16 protein-coding genes are annotated in these 18,077 nt (G+C 41.0%); 1 reads left to right on the top strand and 15 read right to left on the bottom strand.

What is annotated here, in order from left to right:
- Positions 1-13: 13 nt before the first annotated feature.
- From OK025_RS18545 to OK025_RS18475, 15 genes are all read right to left on the bottom strand, one after another.
- Positions 14-1,447 (bottom strand): Gfo/Idh/MocA family protein, encoded by a 1,434-nt coding sequence (locus OK025_RS18545; protein ID WP_070561135.1) that lies wholly within the window; start codon positions 1,445-1,447, stop codon positions 14-16.
- Positions 1,448-1,466: 19 nt separating this feature from the next.
- Positions 1,467-3,152 carry a GMC oxidoreductase gene (locus OK025_RS18540; protein WP_075992888.1) on the bottom strand — a complete coding sequence of 562 codons (1,686 nt, stop codon included), beginning with the start codon at positions 3,150-3,152 and terminating at the stop codon, positions 1,467-1,469.
- A 42-nt stretch (positions 3,153-3,194) separates the two neighbouring features.
- Entirely contained in the window at positions 3,195-4,433 is a 1,239-nt protein-coding gene (locus tag OK025_RS18535) for a nucleoside permease (RefSeq protein ID WP_145327011.1), read from the bottom strand.
- Positions 4,434-4,528: 95 nt separating this feature from the next.
- The gene (locus tag OK025_RS18530) at positions 4,529-5,452 is read right to left on the bottom strand and encodes a hydroxypyruvate isomerase family protein (protein WP_075992889.1); all 924 of its coding nucleotides are present in this window, start codon (positions 5,450-5,452) and stop codon (positions 4,529-4,531) included.
- 15 nt (positions 5,453-5,467) lie between these two features.
- Positions 5,468-6,490 (bottom strand): FAD:protein FMN transferase, encoded by a 1,023-nt coding sequence (locus OK025_RS18525; RefSeq protein WP_317666026.1) that lies wholly within the window; start codon positions 6,488-6,490, stop codon positions 5,468-5,470.
- Positions 6,491-6,502: 12 nt separating this feature from the next.
- Positions 6,503-7,816 (bottom strand): Gfo/Idh/MocA family oxidoreductase, encoded by a 1,314-nt coding sequence (locus OK025_RS18520; protein WP_317666024.1) that lies wholly within the window; start codon positions 7,814-7,816, stop codon positions 6,503-6,505.
- A gap of 27 nt (positions 7,817-7,843) precedes the next feature.
- The gene (locus OK025_RS18515; protein WP_317666022.1) at positions 7,844-8,812 is read right to left on the bottom strand and encodes a formylglycine-generating enzyme family protein; all 969 of its coding nucleotides are present in this window, start codon (positions 8,810-8,812) and stop codon (positions 7,844-7,846) included.
- 236 nt (positions 8,813-9,048) lie between these two features.
- Positions 9,049-9,639, bottom strand: coding sequence for a hypothetical protein (locus OK025_RS18510; RefSeq protein WP_075992892.1), 591 nt, complete (start codon positions 9,637-9,639; stop codon positions 9,049-9,051).
- Between the two features lie 5 nt (positions 9,640-9,644).
- A complete protein-coding gene (locus OK025_RS18505; RefSeq protein ID WP_317666019.1) occupies positions 9,645-10,388 on the bottom strand; it encodes a hypothetical protein in 744 nt (247 codons plus the stop codon).
- A 322-nt stretch (positions 10,389-10,710) separates the two neighbouring features.
- A complete protein-coding gene (gene rpmA / locus OK025_RS18500) occupies positions 10,711-10,974 on the bottom strand; it encodes a 50S ribosomal protein L27 (RefSeq protein WP_046672918.1) in 264 nt (87 codons plus the stop codon).
- A gap of 44 nt (positions 10,975-11,018) precedes the next feature.
- Positions 11,019-11,330 (bottom strand): 50S ribosomal protein L21, encoded by a 312-nt coding sequence (gene rplU / locus OK025_RS18495; protein WP_028068281.1) that lies wholly within the window; start codon positions 11,328-11,330, stop codon positions 11,019-11,021.
- A gap of 160 nt (positions 11,331-11,490) precedes the next feature.
- Positions 11,491-13,533 carry a M13 family metallopeptidase gene (locus tag OK025_RS18490; protein WP_317666018.1) on the bottom strand — a complete coding sequence of 681 codons (2,043 nt, stop codon included), beginning with the start codon at positions 13,531-13,533 and terminating at the stop codon, positions 11,491-11,493.
- 29 nt (positions 13,534-13,562) lie between these two features.
- A complete protein-coding gene (locus tag OK025_RS18485; RefSeq protein WP_120334070.1) occupies positions 13,563-15,071 on the bottom strand; it encodes a carbon-nitrogen hydrolase family protein in 1,509 nt (502 codons plus the stop codon).
- A 418-nt stretch (positions 15,072-15,489) separates the two neighbouring features.
- Positions 15,490-15,831 carry a DUF3467 domain-containing protein gene (locus tag OK025_RS18480; RefSeq protein WP_317666016.1) on the bottom strand — a complete coding sequence of 114 codons (342 nt, stop codon included), beginning with the start codon at positions 15,829-15,831 and terminating at the stop codon, positions 15,490-15,492.
- 36 nt (positions 15,832-15,867) lie between these two features.
- Positions 15,868-16,986, bottom strand: a complete 1,119-nt coding sequence (locus tag OK025_RS18475) for a M42 family metallopeptidase (RefSeq protein WP_088161775.1) — start codon at positions 16,984-16,986, stop codon at positions 15,868-15,870.
- A 271-nt stretch (positions 16,987-17,257) separates the two neighbouring features.
- On the opposite strand from OK025_RS18475, the gene lgt reads away from it, so the two are divergent.
- The gene (lgt, locus tag OK025_RS18470; protein ID WP_075992897.1) at positions 17,258-18,073 is read left to right on the top strand and encodes a prolipoprotein diacylglyceryl transferase; all 816 of its coding nucleotides are present in this window, start codon (positions 17,258-17,260) and stop codon (positions 18,071-18,073) included.
- Positions 18,074-18,077: the final 4 nt, after the last annotated feature.

The following is an 18,077-nucleotide window of genomic DNA, read 5'->3' as shown; positions in this document are numbered from 1 at the left end:
AAATATCTTAATTTTAGAAATTATATTTCATTTCCCAACCTTGTCTGTAATTACGTTTTACATACTGATTAACGTTATCAAAGTTTGTGACACGCATATTATCGTTATCCCACAACAACTTTAAGTTACGTCCAGGGTATTTGCCATCAATACGTAAATCAGCACCTCTGATCGCCAGGTTAGCCATTAATAAAGCTTCTGTCAACGGACCTGCTATTTCAAAAGGTGAACTCACTTCTTTCTTGCCGTATCCAGCTTGACAAGCTTCAACCCATTGTGCGTAGTGTCCGCCTTCTTGTCCCGGTACACGGGCATATTTCTGAGCCACTTGCTCTTTTCTTGACGTTGGCAATAAACGCGCATTCTGACCGTAGGTATCTGCAAGGATTTTCCCTTTTGTACCAACAAGTAAGATACCGTTACCACCGTCACCAAAAATTTCGTTTGGACCTAATTCATCCGGACGAGCAGGCTGAATACCACCATCCATCCAATGTAAAGTCACCGGACCATTTGTACGTGGTGTTTTAGGGAAAGTTAATGTCGCATGGCTCGATGGAGGGCAACTTTCAGGGAAATATCCGCGTTTGAACTCATCCACATACACCGATCCTACAGTAGCCTGTACATCTTGTACATAAGTCAATCCTAAAGTACTGAAAGGAACTTCCAACAAGTGACAGCCCATATCGCCCAATGCACCTGTACCGTAATCCCACCAGCCACGCCAGTTGAAAGGCACCAATTTATCGACATATTCTTTATAAGGCGCTGTACCTAACCAAAGATCCCAATCCAATTCTTTTGGAACTTCAGCCTTGCCTGTAGGCCATGCAATACCTGAAGGCCATACCGGACGATCTGTCCAACAATATACCGTATGTACATCACCGATCAGACCTGCTTCGTACCATTCACGTACAAAACGTGGTCCATCATTTGATGCACCTTGATTTCCCATTTGGGTAACAACCTTATATTTCTTAGCTGCATGCGTCAATGCTCTCGCTTCCCATACATCGTGAGTCAACGGTTTTTGAACGTACACGTGTTTACCCAATTGCATAGCTGCAAGCGCTTGAATCGCATGTTGATGATCTGGAGTTGATACAGAAACGGCTTCTATACGTTTGTGCTCCTTATCCAACATCTCACGGTAGTCTTTGTAATATTTTGCTTTCGGGTAACGTTTCAACGCACCGGCAGCGCGACGATCGTCCACATCACACAAGAAAGCTAAATCTGCTTTTCCTGAATCATGAAATGCGTTGATGTCACTAAAACCTTTACCCCCTACACCAATACCTGCTACTTGTAATTTGTCACTTGGAGCTGTAAAGCCATTTCCGCCCAATACATGGCGAGGGACGATCATAAAAGCCGCAGCAGCTGTTGCCGCGCTCTTTATAAAACCTCTTCTACTCGTCTTATTTGAGTTATTTTCCATTGTTATCAATCTTTAGCTATTAGATGTTACCTTTTTTCAATTCGCTCACTGCGAAATCAACCGCACGAGCAGTAAGCGCCATATACGTTAATGAAGGGTTGACACAACCTGCAGAAGTCATACAAGCGCCGTCCGTTACGAAAACATTCAATGCATCCCAAACCTGATTGTTACCATTTAAGACAGAAGTTTTTGGATCACGTCCCATACGCGCAGTTCCCATTTCGTGGATACCTTGACCCAGACCATATACGTTATCGTATGTATAGGTATCCTTTACGCCAATGCTTTCCAACATTTCCTTCATTTCATTTTGCATGTCACCACGCATCTTCAATTCATTATCCTTAATCTCAGCGTCAAAAGACAATACAGGTAAGCCCCATTTATCTTTTTTGCTCTTGTCAAGTGTAATTTTATTTTCGTGATATGGCAAGGTTTCCCCAAATGCGGTGAAGCCAACCGTCCAGTCGCCTGGCTCACAGATTGCATCTTTCCAAGCGCCACCTACTTCCATCTCGGCTACTGCACCAGACCAACGTCCACGACCCGCAGCACCTTGGTAGCCAAATCCGCGTACATAGTCGCGTTTTTTGGTATCACCTTCGACGTTCACAAAACGTGGTACATATAAACCTGTTGGTCTACGGCCATAAACATAACTATCCAAATAGCCATCTATTTTACCACCAGCACCACAACGGAAATGGTGATCCATCAAATTGTGGCCCAATTCACCGCTGCTACTACCAAGTCCGCCTTCCCAAACATCTGTAGCCGAGTTCATCAACACCCAAGTCGAGTTCAATGCAGATGCACAAACAAAAATCACTTTAGCGAAAAACTCATAAGTTTGGTTTGTTTCAGCATCAACAATCTCAACGCCTTTTGCCTTTTTCGTGTTTTTATCGTAGATAATTTTTGTTACGATGGAAAAAGGACGCAAAGTCAAGTTATTTGTCTTTTTTGCTGCAGGAAGAGTCGCCGATTGCGTACTGAAATAAGCACCAAAATTACAGCCCAACCAACATTGATTTTGATATTGACAATTTACACGGTCATGATGCGGAACAGTAATGTTTGCTGTTCTACCCATGATGAAATGACGTTGACCACCATATTGTTTTTTCAAACGCTCAGCCAGGTCTTTTTCAACAATATTCATCGCCATTGCAGGCATGTAATCTCCATCGGGCAAAGATGGCACACCATCTCTATTTCCAGAGATTCCCGCAAATTTTTCAGCATAACTATACCAAGGGGCAATATCCTTATAACGAATCGGCCAATCCACACCGTGGCCATCTTTTAAGTTAGCTTCAAAATCCAAATCGCCCAAACGATAAGATTGTCTTCCCCACATTAAAGAACGTCCACCAACATGATACCCACGGTACCAGTCAAAACGTTTTACTTCGGTATATGGACTCTCTTTTTCATTTACCCAAAAATCCAGGTTCTTCTCATTCAAAGGATAATCTCTACGCAAAACCGGATAATCTTCGATCATTTGTTGCGTACGACCGCCAGCATGAGGCCATTCCCATGGATTTTTATTTGGCGCAGTATAATCCTTGATGTGTTCAATGTTACGACCACGCTCCAGCATAATTGTTTTCAGCCCTTTCTCTGTCAATTCTTTCGCAGCCCATCCACCACTTATCCCCGAACCGATTACAATTGCGTCATAAGTATTTGTTGCCATCTCTCTTCTAATTATTTGTTTTTAAATAGTTATTTTTTCTGTTTAGTGTGCAGCATTTGTACTGTCGATCTTTTCGTCTTTGAAAAAAGCTAAAAAGATAAAAAATACAACAGCTGCGATAATAGCAGGTACAACCCAGGTATGATTCCAAAATCCCGCTAGGTCTGTTGTTTTCATTTCTTTGTATTTGTCTCCTACATAACCCGCTACCCAGAAACCGATCAACTGTCCAACGCCATAGGTTGCCAAAGTGATCAAGCCCTGTGCTGCTGATTTGTATTTAACGCCAGCTTTGCTATCCGTATAAATCTGTCCCGAAACAAAGAAAAAGTCGTAACAGATACCGTGCAATGCAATACCGATCAACAACATGAACGATAATTCGCCCGCATTGCCATAAGCAAATAATAGATAACGGATTACCCAAGCCAACATACCGACTAAAATTGTCTTCTTAAAGCCAAATCTTGTAAAGAAAATTGGTAAGGCCAATAAGAACAGTACCTCAGAGCCCTGACCGATTGTCATTTTACCAGTAGCATTTTCTAGCCCTATCTCAGAAAGAAAAGGGTTTGCATTCGAATAATAAAATGCCAAAGGAATACAGATCAATACCGAAGAAATGAAAAAGATAAAGAAGTTTTTGTCTTTTAACAATTTGATCGCATCCAGACCAATGATTGATGCAAAGGATGGTTTTTCGGTTTCATCCAATTTAACCGGTGGCGTTTTAGGCAGTGCAAAAGAAAATACACCCAATACTAAAGAAGCAACACCCGATAATAGGAAAGTATTTTTTAATGCTCCTTCTGATGCTTTTGCATCCCAAAAATAACTGATAACTAAACCAGCTACGATCCAGCCAATAGTTCCCCAGATACGTATTCCTGAGAATTGTTTTTCCGGATTTGTCAATTGGCGAAAAGAAACTGAACTAGTCAAAGCCAATGTTGGCATGTAAAGTATCATATAGGCCAAAACATACGGATAAAATGTCGACATGTCTGCAGCACCATACATCTGATACATCAATACCGCACCGACCAAGTGTAAAACACCCAAAATACGTTCCGCATTGAAATAACGGTCCGCAATCATTCCGACAATAAAGGGAGCGATAATAGCACCCAATGATTGTGTAGAAAATACATTAGCCTTTTCAAATTCTGTTGCATTCAAATTCTTGCTCAAAAAAGTACCTAATGTGACAAACCATCCCCCCCAAATAAAAAATTCGAGGAACATCATGAAGGATAGTTTAAATTTTATTGTTGATGAAATCATAAAAAAAATGGTGTTTTACAATACTACTAATTGGTTTTACCTGCTCAATTTAAGAAATTAAATCTAATTGTCAATAGTACACTATTAAAATATTACAAAAAGCTATCGACCTCCCGATAAGCTGCCACCAAGCGATCCTCACCCTCTTTACCAGGTTTGGAAATACCATGTTCCATCCCCATGATACCCTTATATCCTTTACTATGAATGTGTTTGAATACGTTTTTATAATTGATCTCTCCTGTAGTCGGTTCCTTACGACCTGGATTATCGCCGATTTGAATATAAGCAATTTCATCCCAGCAGCGATTCATATTTGCAATTAAATCTCCCTCGGTACGTTGCATATGATAAATATCATATAAGATTTTACAGGATGGACTGTTCACAGCCTTACATAAAGCATAGGTCTCATGAGTTTGCTGCAAAAATAGATCTGGTGTATCACTTAAGGTTTCCAAAACCATCACCAAACCATGTGGTTCAAAGATCTCCGCACCCTTACGCATCGCAGTAAGTATATTGCTGAACTGATTACCCCAAGGTAGTTTTCTTTCATAAAAGCCAGGTACCACAGTCAGCCATTTTGCATTGCAACGCTTGGCAGCTTCGACAGATTTCTTGCATGTTTCGACAAACTTGTCCAAATACTCCTGTTTACCTGTCGCTAAAGAAGGCATCCAGTTTTGTCCGCCATCCACAACAAATACACCCATGGTCATGCCTAACTTAGCCAATAAATCACCGATCTTCTTCTGCTCATCCAATGTTCTGCCCAAATAGCCATTATCTTCTATTCCACGAAATCCCAAATCATACATATACCGAATTTCATCTAGGAAATTGTCACCTGCATGATTTTTGAACATCCCCTGATGCGGGGCATAATTTAAGTTAAATGTCTTTCCTTTATCCATCGTATTTGCTGTATTTTGAGTGGTTGACGCAAAAGTCTGTCCAGCTAGTCCTGCCCCGGCGGCCAAAAGACTACCTTTAATAAAATCCGATCTCTTCATTTTATTTATAATTGATTAATTTTTAAATAATTTACCAAATCCATCCGAATAAATCGCTTCAATGGACTGATTTTTATTTTTAAAAATGACAAAAACCTCCACACCCTTCAATTTTTTGGCCTTTGTCTTAATTTGTTCGGGTTCCATGCCCATAAAATAATTGTCCAGTACATCCGCTTCCATAGCAGTCTTCGCATAGACGCTGACACTCAAGATATCGGTCATGTATGGAAAACCCGAGACAGGGTCGATATGATGACCCAATTTTTTCCCTTTGTACTTAATAAACTTTTCGAAACTGCCTGCCGTTGTCAGCGCCCCTTCTTTGAGCTGCGCAACAGCGGTCATCAATTCCTCTCCACCCGCATCATCGGGCTGAACAATACCAATAGAAAAGCCCTGCCCACCTGGCGGAGTCCCCAAAGCCCTGATTTCACCACCGACCTCTACCATATAATTGGCAATTCCCTTTCGCCCAAGATAGTCGGCCAAAACATCCACCGTATAGCCCTGGGCAATACCATTGACATCTATTTTAATCCCTTTCTTCTTTTTGATCAGCCGATTGCCGCTAACCTTCAAATAGTGCATTCCCACCAGTTCCTTCGCTTTTAGCACCGTCGCCGAATCTGGAGCGACCGGACTCTTATTAGCACCAAAGCCCCATAGGTTGACTAGCGGGGCAATAGTAATATCGAATTGACCTTTCGATAATTTATGATATTTAAAGGAAGCTTTTATCACCTTGGCCATATGACTATCCATCACGATAGATATTACCGTATCTGTATTGAACTTGGATATTCTGGAGTCCTTCCGATAAATTGACATCGACAAATCGATCGCCGTTAAAATACTGTCAACTTCCGACCGTCTAACAAGACTGTCGGAAGCGAAGTAAGTGATATGGAATTGGGTGCCTTGCGCGGGTCCCTCCAGCCGAATTTTATGGAGTTTCGTTGATGGTATTTGCGCCTGTACATCACTGCAACAAATCGTGACAAAAAATAGAAGACACAAATTCCACCTTAATCCCATCGGCCCAAAAACTTAAATATATAGGTTTGTGTTTTGACCAGGCATCGCTACAGGGTAGAAACCTTCTGCATCCGGAAGCAATTTTGGTTTAGCATCCCAAGCAAGTACATCTGGTCCCAATTTGATGGTAGATTTCAAGGCTTCATCCCATTTGATCACCTTGCCTGTATAACAAGCGATACGCCCGATAATACCTGTCAACGTACTATAAGCACCATATTCTGCATTATCAAATTTATATTCGCCTTTCGAAATTGCTGTAAAAAGTTCTTTATGTTCTTGTTGATAAGGATTTGGATTGCCCTTAGCATCATGGCGATAGATTTCTTTTCCTTTCCAGTCGTACAATACAGCCTGTCCACCTGCAGAAAGATAAGCACGTCCTTTCGTTGCCTGGAATTGCTCGTCTACACGGTTATGTATACCTTCAAAGTGTCTACACTGACTATAAACAACGCTGTTGTCAGCATAGGTTAGTTCCAATGCGAAATTATCATAGATTTCACCATACTCTTTGCCGGTACGGTGTGCTCTGCTCCCTGTACCTTGGATCGATACGGGATAAGCACCTTTCACCCAATTCGCGATATCAATATTGTGCACGTGCTGTTCTACGATATGATCGCCACACAACCAGTTAAAATAATACCAGTTACGCATTTGGTACTCCATTTCAGTTTGCTCTGGCTTGCGCGGACGCACCCATACACCACCTGAGTTCCAATAAACTTGTCCAGAGGTAACATCACCGATCGCACCTTCGTGAATACGTTTGATAGCCTCACGGTAATTGGTTTGATAACGACGTTGTAATCCTACGACAACATTCAGTTTTTTACGTTTAGCTTCCGCAGCTGCACGCAATACCTGTTGTACACCCGGAATATCAACTGCGACAGGTTTCTCCATGAATACATGTTTACCCTGACGGACTGCTTCCTCGAAGTGTGTAGGTCTAAATCCTGGCGGCGTTGCCAAAATAACAACGTCTGCCAATTGGATTGCATCTTTATAAGCGTCAAATCCAACAAATTTGTGATTATCGCTTACATCAATCTTATCTTGCCATTTCTCTTTAAGCGTATTATATGTACTATCTAAATTATCTTTAAAGGCATCAGCCAAAGCGACAACCTTAATGTTCATTCCTGAACTCAACGCATCAAAAGTAGCGCCAGTTCCGCGGCCCCCACAGCCCACTAAAGCAACTTTGATAACATCCGAACCAGCAGCATAGGCACCCGATAAAGGTAACGAGCTCAACATTGCACCACCGGCCACTACAGCAGAAGTTTTAATAAAATCTCTTCTTTCTAGATTTTCCATAACAGTTTTATATTGATTATTTTATTTTTAAAAATCTTTAATTGGTTTTTTATCATAATAAGCCATAATTTCTTCATGACTAGGCGGATTAACAGGTCTTACCAACCTCATTCCTACGAACGGTGCTTCCGGAAACCACCAGTTGCTTTTGGGCACTTGCGGATCCAATTGTTTCCATACCGGATCTGAAGCTCCACGAGCCGCCGAACGAAGATCCTCCGAGGAACTATCAAATGCACCACCCCGAACAACATGTGGATACAGGGTCGTTGGAACAACTACAGGGTTGTTCAATACTTTGCCTTTACCTTCATTGTAACTATCGGCCTTATATTGGTCATAAGTCCACTCAGCAACATTGCCATAAATATCATAAAGACCCCAAGGGTTCGGTTTCTTCTGTCCTACAATATGTGTTTTCTGTTCACCATTATCTTTAAACCAGGCATAATCTGCCAGTTGCGTTGCTTGATCGCCGAAAAAATAAGTTGTCTTTGAACCAGCTCGAGCTGCATATTCCCACTCAGCCTCTGTTGGTAAACGATAAAACACACCGGTACGGACATACAACCACTTACAGAATTGGATGGCGTTGTAATGGGTCATCGCCAAGGCTGGGTGTCCTTCTTTTCCAAAACCAAAAGTCATATCCAAATAGGGTTTGGTAGGTCGAGTAACGGCATCAATCTCTTTGGATACTTTACCATCCTTACTCTTTGCGATCTCATAATCTTTATACAGAAACGGCTCAAAGAGATCCCAGGTTACTTCATACTGCCCCATCCAAAATGGGTCCAACTTCACCTCATGTGCAGGTTTTTCATCTTCTTTCCCGCCGCTTGTAGTTCCCATTTTAAAACTACCACCAGGGATTGCTAGCATTTTAAACGTCAGATTGGTTCCTTCAATGGGTTGCTCATACGGTTCGAACGTCTTCTGAGCCATAGCGTGCAGGCCAGCAAATAACAAAACAGGAATAAAGATTCTTTTTAACATATTTAGGTTTGTAATTAGAGACTAAAATATAAAATAAGGTGTATACTTTACACTTTGACACTATAACTTTTTTATTACAGTTTAATTCTTAACATAATAGTCCATTCGTAATAACGATTTAGCACGATACTGATTAGGATCCTCGGGGAGCTTAATTCGCCTGAAAATCAAGATCAATAAAAAAGGTTTTCCATTTCCATGGAAAACCCCGATATCTTATCACAGCATGCCTGTGTCTAAAGCAGAATCTTACGACTTACCGCCTTATCGATGGTAATATACCCCGGATAGAACACCGACTGCCCTGCGATATTGATAGAAGGTTTAACTTTTAACGTAAATATTCCCTTTTTATTCTCATCGCTTGACATTAAAAAATCCTGCAGGTCCGAATTCTTCAACAAATCATAGATATTGGTCGCTATACGCACATTGGCCACTGTAGATTCTCCGGGCTCTATTTGTAATGATTGATTCACAATCCCTTCCACAAGCTGCTGCCCGCCGTAAAGAATGATATACTGGAACTTATTAATAGAGGCTTTTTTGAGCGTTGGGTTATCAATTTTAAGTCGGATAACTGCATCCAATGGAATATCTTTCCGCAAATAGGCCAATGCCAAGCTTGGCGCGGCACCTAGGTCAATTTGATTATTCCTGATCAGTCGTTGCAATGATGTTCCGGCCAACCGAATACTATCTACCGATTCCACATCGAATTTACATTTCGCCAAATTTTCGATCTGTGCCTTTTGTCGATTCACACCACAGCCGGAAATAAACAAACCCAGCAGAACCAAACATCCAAATAAAATTTTCTTGCTCATAGCCACTATTTTCCTCCAAATTTATATAAAACTCCCAGTGTAAACAACGGGTACCCTGCTTTTAAATAGGTATTACTTTTAAAACCGAATACCATACCGTTCGTATATTGCAGCTTCCATCCTTTCCCTAACCCCATTCTTGTATAAAATACGGGTTCAATAAGCATATTATCTTCTTTCTCTGCCGGAAGACCATCAACAGCAAAATTTTTCATACGCATATTGCTCAGCCGGATGATGGTACCGTAATCGATATCATGCCGGTTGCCAAACAATTTCAGGGCATCCTTTTTCTCCGATGAAAAGTTCACTTGTACGAACACCTTGTCAAAATCCATGTCCTTCGTTTCTACAATGGCCTGTCCCATCGTCGACGAACGCTTATCAACCACACTGGTATTACCCAACCCGTAGCCCCCGTAAACCTCAAATACACGATTATTCTTTCTACCAAAGCGTGTAAAATAACCTATCCCCGCCTCGCCCATCTTTTGCGCATAGTCTTTGATATTGGATCTATTATCGACATATGAACCATTAGCAATGACAGCCACATGATCAGTTACAGCTACCCCCAGGTTGGCCGATACATTGGCCTTTGTATTGATATTGCCGGAAACATAGACCTCGCCAGCTTCTGTAAACATCGGCGCTGAGGGTACATTGGGCATGTAAATCGAACTACAGGAATAAAATGAACAGGCAAATAACCCAGCACACAACCCATATCCAAACTTGTTGTATTTCATATGTAAGTATTTATTCAATCGTGCATGCATCCAGCGATATTTACGAATGCTTCGCCTATTGTCTTAAAAACACCTATCCTTTATAAAAATTGTACCAAAGCGGTTACATTTAACAGAAAATAACAATTTAAACAGCCCAAAAAGCTTAAAAAGCTCAGTACCAAGCCCGATAAATTCAGTAATACCAGGTAGCAATTCCGCAGAGCGGCCCGCTATCCCGCTCCAGCATCACCCGATAGCAGGCACATCGGAACAGTAGCTAAAAGTATAAACAAAAAAAGGCATCAATTTCTTGATGCCTTTCCAATATTGTTGCAAAACCTTATGCTTGTTCTGTAGGAACTACAGATACATAAGATTTATTGTTAGCTTTTTTACGGAAAACTACTTTACCGTCTACTAAAGCGAACAATGTGTGGTCTTTACCAATACCAACGTTTGTGTCAGGATTGTGTTGTGTACCGCGTTGGCGTACGATGATGTTACCAGCGATTGCTTGTTGACCACCGAAGATTTTGATACCTAAACGCTTGCTATGTGACTCACGGCCGTTCTTAGAACTACCCGCACCTTTTTTGTGTGCCATTTCTTTATCTTAATTTAAGACTATTTGTCTGATTAAAAATTCAATTATAACGTAATACCAGTGATCTGGATTTTAGAAAATTGTTGACGGTGACCGTTTTTCTTTTTGTAGCCTTTACGACGTTTTTTCTTGAAAACGATAACTTTATCGCCTTTTAAATGAGACAAAATTTTAGCCGAAACTTTTGCACCTGCAACGCTAGGTGTACCAATGGTAAATTTACCACCGTCTTCTGCTAACAATACATTGTCAAATTCAATACTAGCGCCTTCATCTCCTTGTAAACGGTGTACAAAAAGGAACTGGTCTTTTGCAACCTTAAATTGCTGTCCTGCTATATTTACTATTGCGTACATTGTTAATTAATTAAATGTGTTATTAAATGAAGGGCAAAAGTAATCAGTTTTTATCATAATTCAAAGACAAATTTACTTTTTCGTTTCCATTTAAACGTGATGAGTTGAACAGCATTGTCTTAATCCGTATCGGGACAATGCTGTTCACCCCTGTTTTCGCTTACCAAACCAAAATTCTCTTCTCAGGTGCTACATACATTTTTGCCGTAGGCTGTACATTAAATGCTTTATAGAAGGCCTCCATATTGTATACGGGACCATTTACCCGAAATTGTTCGGGGCTATGTGGATCAACTTTTAAACGTAACCGCATACGCTCATCGCTGCTCTTTACGCGCCACACTTGCGCAAAACTCAGAAAGAAACGTTGATCTGGTGTAAAGCCATCAATTTTATCCTGCCCCTGCCCTTGCTTGGTTAATTTGAAAGCATCATAGGCAATATTTAAACCGCCGATATCCGCCAGATTTTCACCTAACGTAAGCTCACCGTTTACATGTTGATTGTCCAACAGCGTAAAACCACCATACAACTTCGCTACCTGATTGGCGCGTTCCGTAAACTGTTTCGCATCCACTGCCGTCCACCAATCGTTCAAGTTACCGTCTTTATCATATTGACGCCCCTGATCATCAAAACCATGTGTCATCTCGTGTCCGATAACGGCACCGATAGCGCCATAATTGATCGCGTCGTCCGCGTTGGCATCGAAGAATGGGAACTGCAAGATCCCTGCCGGGAATACAATTTCATTATAGGGTGGGTTGTAATAGGCATTCACCGTAGGTGTCGTCATCAGCCATTCGGCCTTGTCAACCGGTTTGCCGATTTTACCTGCCATTTCTTTATAGGCATGCTTTGCAGCAGACTGTAAATTGGCATAGTAGGTATCTTTGGCAATCTCCACGTCACTGTAATCTTTCCACTTCTCCGGGTAGCCGATTTTTTTGGTAAATGCTTCCAATTTTTCAATCGCTTTCTTTTTGGTTTCAGGTGTCATCCAGTCCAATTTCTCGATACGGCTCTTATAGACTTTTTGCAAATTGTCGACCAATTCGAGCATTCGTTTTTTTGCTTCGGGTTTAAAATACTCATCCACATACAACTTTCCGACAATCTCGCCAAGGTTCTCGTCGGCCGAGCTCACCATCAGCTTCCAACGCTCTTTCTCCTGTTTCTGTCCATTTAGGGTTTTTCCGAATAATTCAAACTTTGCATCCCTGAAACCTTTACTCAGTGCCGTCGCAGAAGCATTCGCTAAATCTGCTTTTAGTTTTGTTTTCCAACTATCTAAGGACTGTGATTTCAACAAATTATTTAGCGCAAGATAAAATTTGGGCTGCTGTACCAAAATGGTATCGGTCTTCACATCCAAACGTTGCAAAATATCTTTCCAATTGAGGTTTGTCGTTTGCTTCTGAAATTCCTGTACCGCAAATTTATGGTAGTTTTTGATGGGATCGCGCAATTCCACCGGTGTAGCATGCGATTTGGCAATTTCCGTTTCCAAGCGCAGCACTTCCTCCGCCGACTTTTGTGCATTTGCCCCTTCGCCGATCAGCCCGAATAATTTTACCAGATAAGCAACATAGGCCTCCCGGATTTTCTTCGCTTTATCATCCTGATCCAAGTAATAACTTGCTTCAGGCAGGTTGAGTCCACCCTGGAAAAATTGCAATGCATTTTTAGTGCTGATCCGGTCATCTGCAGCCACATAAAATGTAAAAAGATCACCATCACCCTCTTTAAATCCATCCGCAGCATAAGCGATCAATTCATCAATACTTTTCAACCCATTGATTTTTTGAATAGCACCTTCGATCGGTTTCGCGCCCAATTTATCAATCGTCACCGTATCCATACCACTCGCGTAGAAATCGCCGGCCTTTTGCTGATCGGAACCTTTTTTGTTGTCAGACTTCGCCGCACCCTCTAAAATAGATTTCAGGTTTGCCAGGTTTTCATCAGCAAGAATATAAAATGAACCCCAGCCAGTTTCAGAAGCCGGGATCTGGGTATTTTTCATCCAGCTTCCATTCGCATATTGGAAGAAATTATCTCCTGGATTCACGGTGGTATCCATGCCTGAGACATCAAAAAAATTTGTGCGGACCTCCCGAGCAGTATCGCTTTTCTTATTTGACTGACATGACATCAGCATTAAGACCATGGATAACGTCCCCCATTTGACTTTTTGTATCATATTTTAAGAGATTAAAAGAGTATTTAAATTTACTTCAAAAGTTTCACTTCATACAAATCCTTCCTTCTATCCTTCTTGACTTTAACGGTACCGTACTCATGTAGGTCTCGCAGGGCATAAAGATCAACGTCCGCAATAAGCACCATCTCGGCGTTCGGTGTCGCCTCAGCTTTAATGGCATTATTGGGAAAAGCAAAGTCCGAAGGGGTAAAAACAGCGGACTGCGAATATTGTATATCCATATTATTCACACGCGGCAAATTGCCCACGGAGCCTGCAATAGCCACATAACATTCATTTTCTATCGCCCTAGCCTGCGCACAGGTACGCACCCGGATGTATCCGTTTTGGGTATCCGTCATAAAGGGCACAAATAGGATCTGCATCCCCTGATCGGCCAAAATACGGCTCAGTTCAGGAAACTCTACGTCGTAACAGATCAACAGTCCCACTTTACCACAATCGGTGTCAAACACCTTTACCTCACTTCCGCCCACCATACCATAATATTTAAATTCATTAGGGGTGATGTGAATTTTTTTAAACTCATCCAGCTTACCGTTGCGATGACAGAGGTAGGAAACATTATAGAGCTTTTTGTTTTCCATCAAAGGCATCGACCCTGCAATGATATTGACGTTGTAGGAAACGGCAAACTGTTGAATGCGATCAATAATCTCTGAAGTATGCTGCGCAAGCCTCTCCATTGCCAAGCGTTCGGGAAGATCATTATACGGACTCATCAACGGCGTATTAAAGAATTCTGGAAACATAATAAAATCTGTTCCATAATCACTCACCGTATCCACAAAAAACTCGATCTGATCATAAAATGCCTCTAGATTATCAAATAAACGCATCTGCCATTGCACCAGTCCCAAACGGATCGTCTGCTTGGTCGTCGAAATGGAGCGCGTCTCTGACTCATAATAAATATTATTCCATTCCAACAGAGTAGCGAACTCCATCGATTCAGCATCCTCGGGCAGATAGTGCTTAAGTATTTTTTTGACATGAAAATCATTCGAAAGCTGAAAGGTCAGCGTAGGATCATAGATTTCCTTACGCTTGACTTTCTCGATGTAAACCCGCGGACTCATTTTATCCGCATAGTTATGGTAATTGGGAATACGCCCCCCGGCAACAATACATTTGAGGTTCATCTGTTCACACAGCTCCTTCCGTGCATCATAGAGACGGCGTCCAAGGCGTAAGGCCCGATGTGCCGGATGAACAAACACTTCTATCCCGTACAGCGTATCGCCATCATTACTATGTTTGGTAAACTTACCGTCATCGATAATATCATAATAACTATCGTAAATATTATTCTTCTTTGAATTCAGGATAATCGACAAGGCACAAGCGACTACATGTCCATCAATCTCCACACATAACTGCCCTTCGGGAAATAATTCTATCAAATCCTGAATATTTTCCTTTGACCAGGTTTCGCCAACACCATCGTAAGCCTGTTCCATCGATTTTTTCAAATCAACATAATCCTTCTTCGTCAAGTTACGCACTTGAATATCCATATAAATCTCCTTTTTGAAATTAGTTATTTAAATTTAGTAAAAGTAAAGGCCAAGTCCAAAACTAGCAATAGGCAACAAGCGAATACTAGATGGCACCTCTATTTATATTTTAAACAGTGCTTACTCAGTGATTGTTCAGTGCTCGTTCAGTGCTCGTTCAGTGAAGACTGAACAAGCACCGACTTATTACTGTCTAAACATTGATTAAGAAATGATAATACGTACTACCTGGTATGCAGATCTTTCAATTTTAATATAGATCTTGATGATCTTATACCTTAACAGGCGGTTAGGGCAATCGTCTTTTTCATACATGGACCGAATCGGAGTATCGGAATGACTTTGCTAAAATTAAGGACATAAAAAAAGCGCCAATGTTCAATTGGCGCTTCGATATCTCAATGATAGCTGCGATCAACTATGCTTGACCTTGTGGCGTTCCGAAAGGAAATGCAACTGTAGGATCACCACCTTGTTGTGGTTGTTCCGCAATACCTGCATCCATTTTAATCGGGCCATTTAATGCTTCGAAACGGTTCACGTTATCAACCAATGCACCTAACAAGCGTTTTGCATGCTCTGGAGTCAAAACGATTCTTGATTTCACTTTTGCTTTTGGCACTCCTGGCATCACACGGATAAAGTCAACCACAAATTCAGTATTAGAGTGAGTGATAATCGCAAGATTTGAGTAGATTCCTTCTGCTACTTCTTCTGTCAACTCAATGCTCAATTCGTTTTGATTTTGGTTATTTTCCATAATAATTCTAATGATAAGTTAATATATTCTTAAATTCTACTTTGTAAATGTTCTAAAATCCTGTCCGTTCTCAATATTCAGTAATGTTTCATAGATCAATCTGATCACGTTGTCAACATCTTCTTTATGTACCATCTCAACCGTTGTGTGCATATAACGGAGCGGTAAAGAAATCAATGCCGACGGTACACCACCATTACTATAGGCAAATGCATCCGTATCAGTTCCTGTAAAACGAGATGAAGCCTGACGCTGGAAAGGAATATTATTCTTTTCAGCAACCTTAACCAACAGTTTATTCAGATTGATCTGAACCGCTGGAGCATAAGACAATACAGGGCCTTTTCCTGAAAACAGATCTCCCTGCGTGATCTTATTGATCATCGGAGTTTGTGTATCATGTGTCACATCGGTAACGATAGCGACATTCGGTTTGATTCGATCTGCAATCATTTCGGCTCCACGTAAACCAATCTCTTCCTGCACCGAATTTACGATATATAATCCAAATGGCAATTTCTTTTTATTCTCTTTTAGCAGACGAGCAACCTCAGCGATCATAAAACCACCGGCACGATTGTCCATAGCCCGCCCAACATAATAACGGTCGTTGAGGATAGAGAATGTATCTTCGTAAGTAATAACACAGCCCACATGTATACCCAGCGCTTCAACCTCTTCTTTGGTGCTACAGCCGCAGTCCAAAAAGATATTTTTGAGTGAAGGATTTTCTTCTTTTTCTCCCGAACGTGTATGAATTGCAGGCCAGCCAAATACAGCTTTGACAATACCCTTTTCCGTATGGATATTCACGCGCTTAGACGGTGCTATCTGGTGATCCGAACCACCGTTACGAATCACATAGATCAGCCCATCTTTGGTAATGTAATTGACAAACCAAGAAATCTCATCCGCATGCGCCTCTATAACGACCTTATACTCCGCTTTTGGATTGATTACCCCTACTGCTGTACCGTAGTTGTCGACGAATGTATCATCGACATAAGGCTTCAAATAATCCAACCACAGTCGCTGTCCTTCCCACTCAAATCCTGTAGGAGAAGCATTATTGATATATTTTTCAAAAAATGAAAGCGAATCTTTAGTCACAACCGCGTTGTGCTTCGGCTCTTTTTTCTTGTTTTTTTCTGCCATCTTTTCCTTTTCTATTTACTTTCGTCAAAATATGAAAATTTCAATGAAATGCAAAAGTAAACAAGTTTTTTGAAATATTGTTTGCGCAATTTATTTTAGATCATAGCCCCTTATTTTAGTAAAAAGGATCAGCAAAAGACAATATTTCATTCACGATGAATCAATTAAGTTCGCAGCCCAATGATATTATATTTAAAAACAAATTGTAGGAATAAAAAATGAGATTAAAGCTTATCTTTACTCCAAAGTAATTTAAACAGCTATAAAATTTATGAATTCAATATTAAGTGCAATACATTGGAATATTGACCCGGAAATGTTCAACTTTGGCGCCTTTGCCCTTCGCTATTATGCCTTATGCTGGTTATTAGCGTTTTTTGTTTCATACGTAATCATGTTGCGTATATTCAAAAAGGAAGGCCGCACACAAGAACAGCTGGATCAGCTTTCAATTTATATTTTCCTGGGCACTTTGATCGGAGCTCGATTAGGACACTGCCTATTTTACGATTTTGACTATTACAAAGATCATATACTTGAAATATTCCTTCCATTTAAATGGGATAAAACAGGATTTCATATCACCGGCTTTGCAGGTTTGGCTTCTCACGGCGGCGCCATCGGCATTATTCTCGCGTTATATTTATTCTGCAGAAAAACAAAAACCGACTTTCTTTGGCTAGCGGACCGATTGGTTGTCGTAGTCCCTATTGCCGGTGCACTTATCCGTATCGGAAACTTCTTCAATTCTGAAATAATTGGTACCCCTACAGATTTACCTTGGGCTATCGTGTTTGAACGTGTCGACAATGTACCGCGCCATCCGGGACAGCTTTATGAAGCAATCGCTTATATTTTGATCTTTATCATCATCGGTTCCCTATTCAAATCGAATCCCAATCGCCAAAAAGGTCAATTATTTGGCATATTCCTAGTCTTATTATTTGGTGCACGCATGGTCTTGGAACATTTTAAAATTGATCAGGAAGCCTTCGAGCAAAGCATGGCTTTAAACATGGGCCAATTACTGAGTATACCTTTTATTTTGGTAGGTTTCTACTTTATCTTCCGGAAAACCAAAGCTTAAAACA

The organism is Sphingobacterium sp. UGAL515B_05, from assembly GCF_033097525.1.
GTDB lineage: Bacteria > Bacteroidota > Bacteroidia > Sphingobacteriales > Sphingobacteriaceae > Sphingobacterium.
Note: the sequence above shows the minus strand (reverse complement) of the source record. Positions and strands in the feature narration are given on the sequence as shown.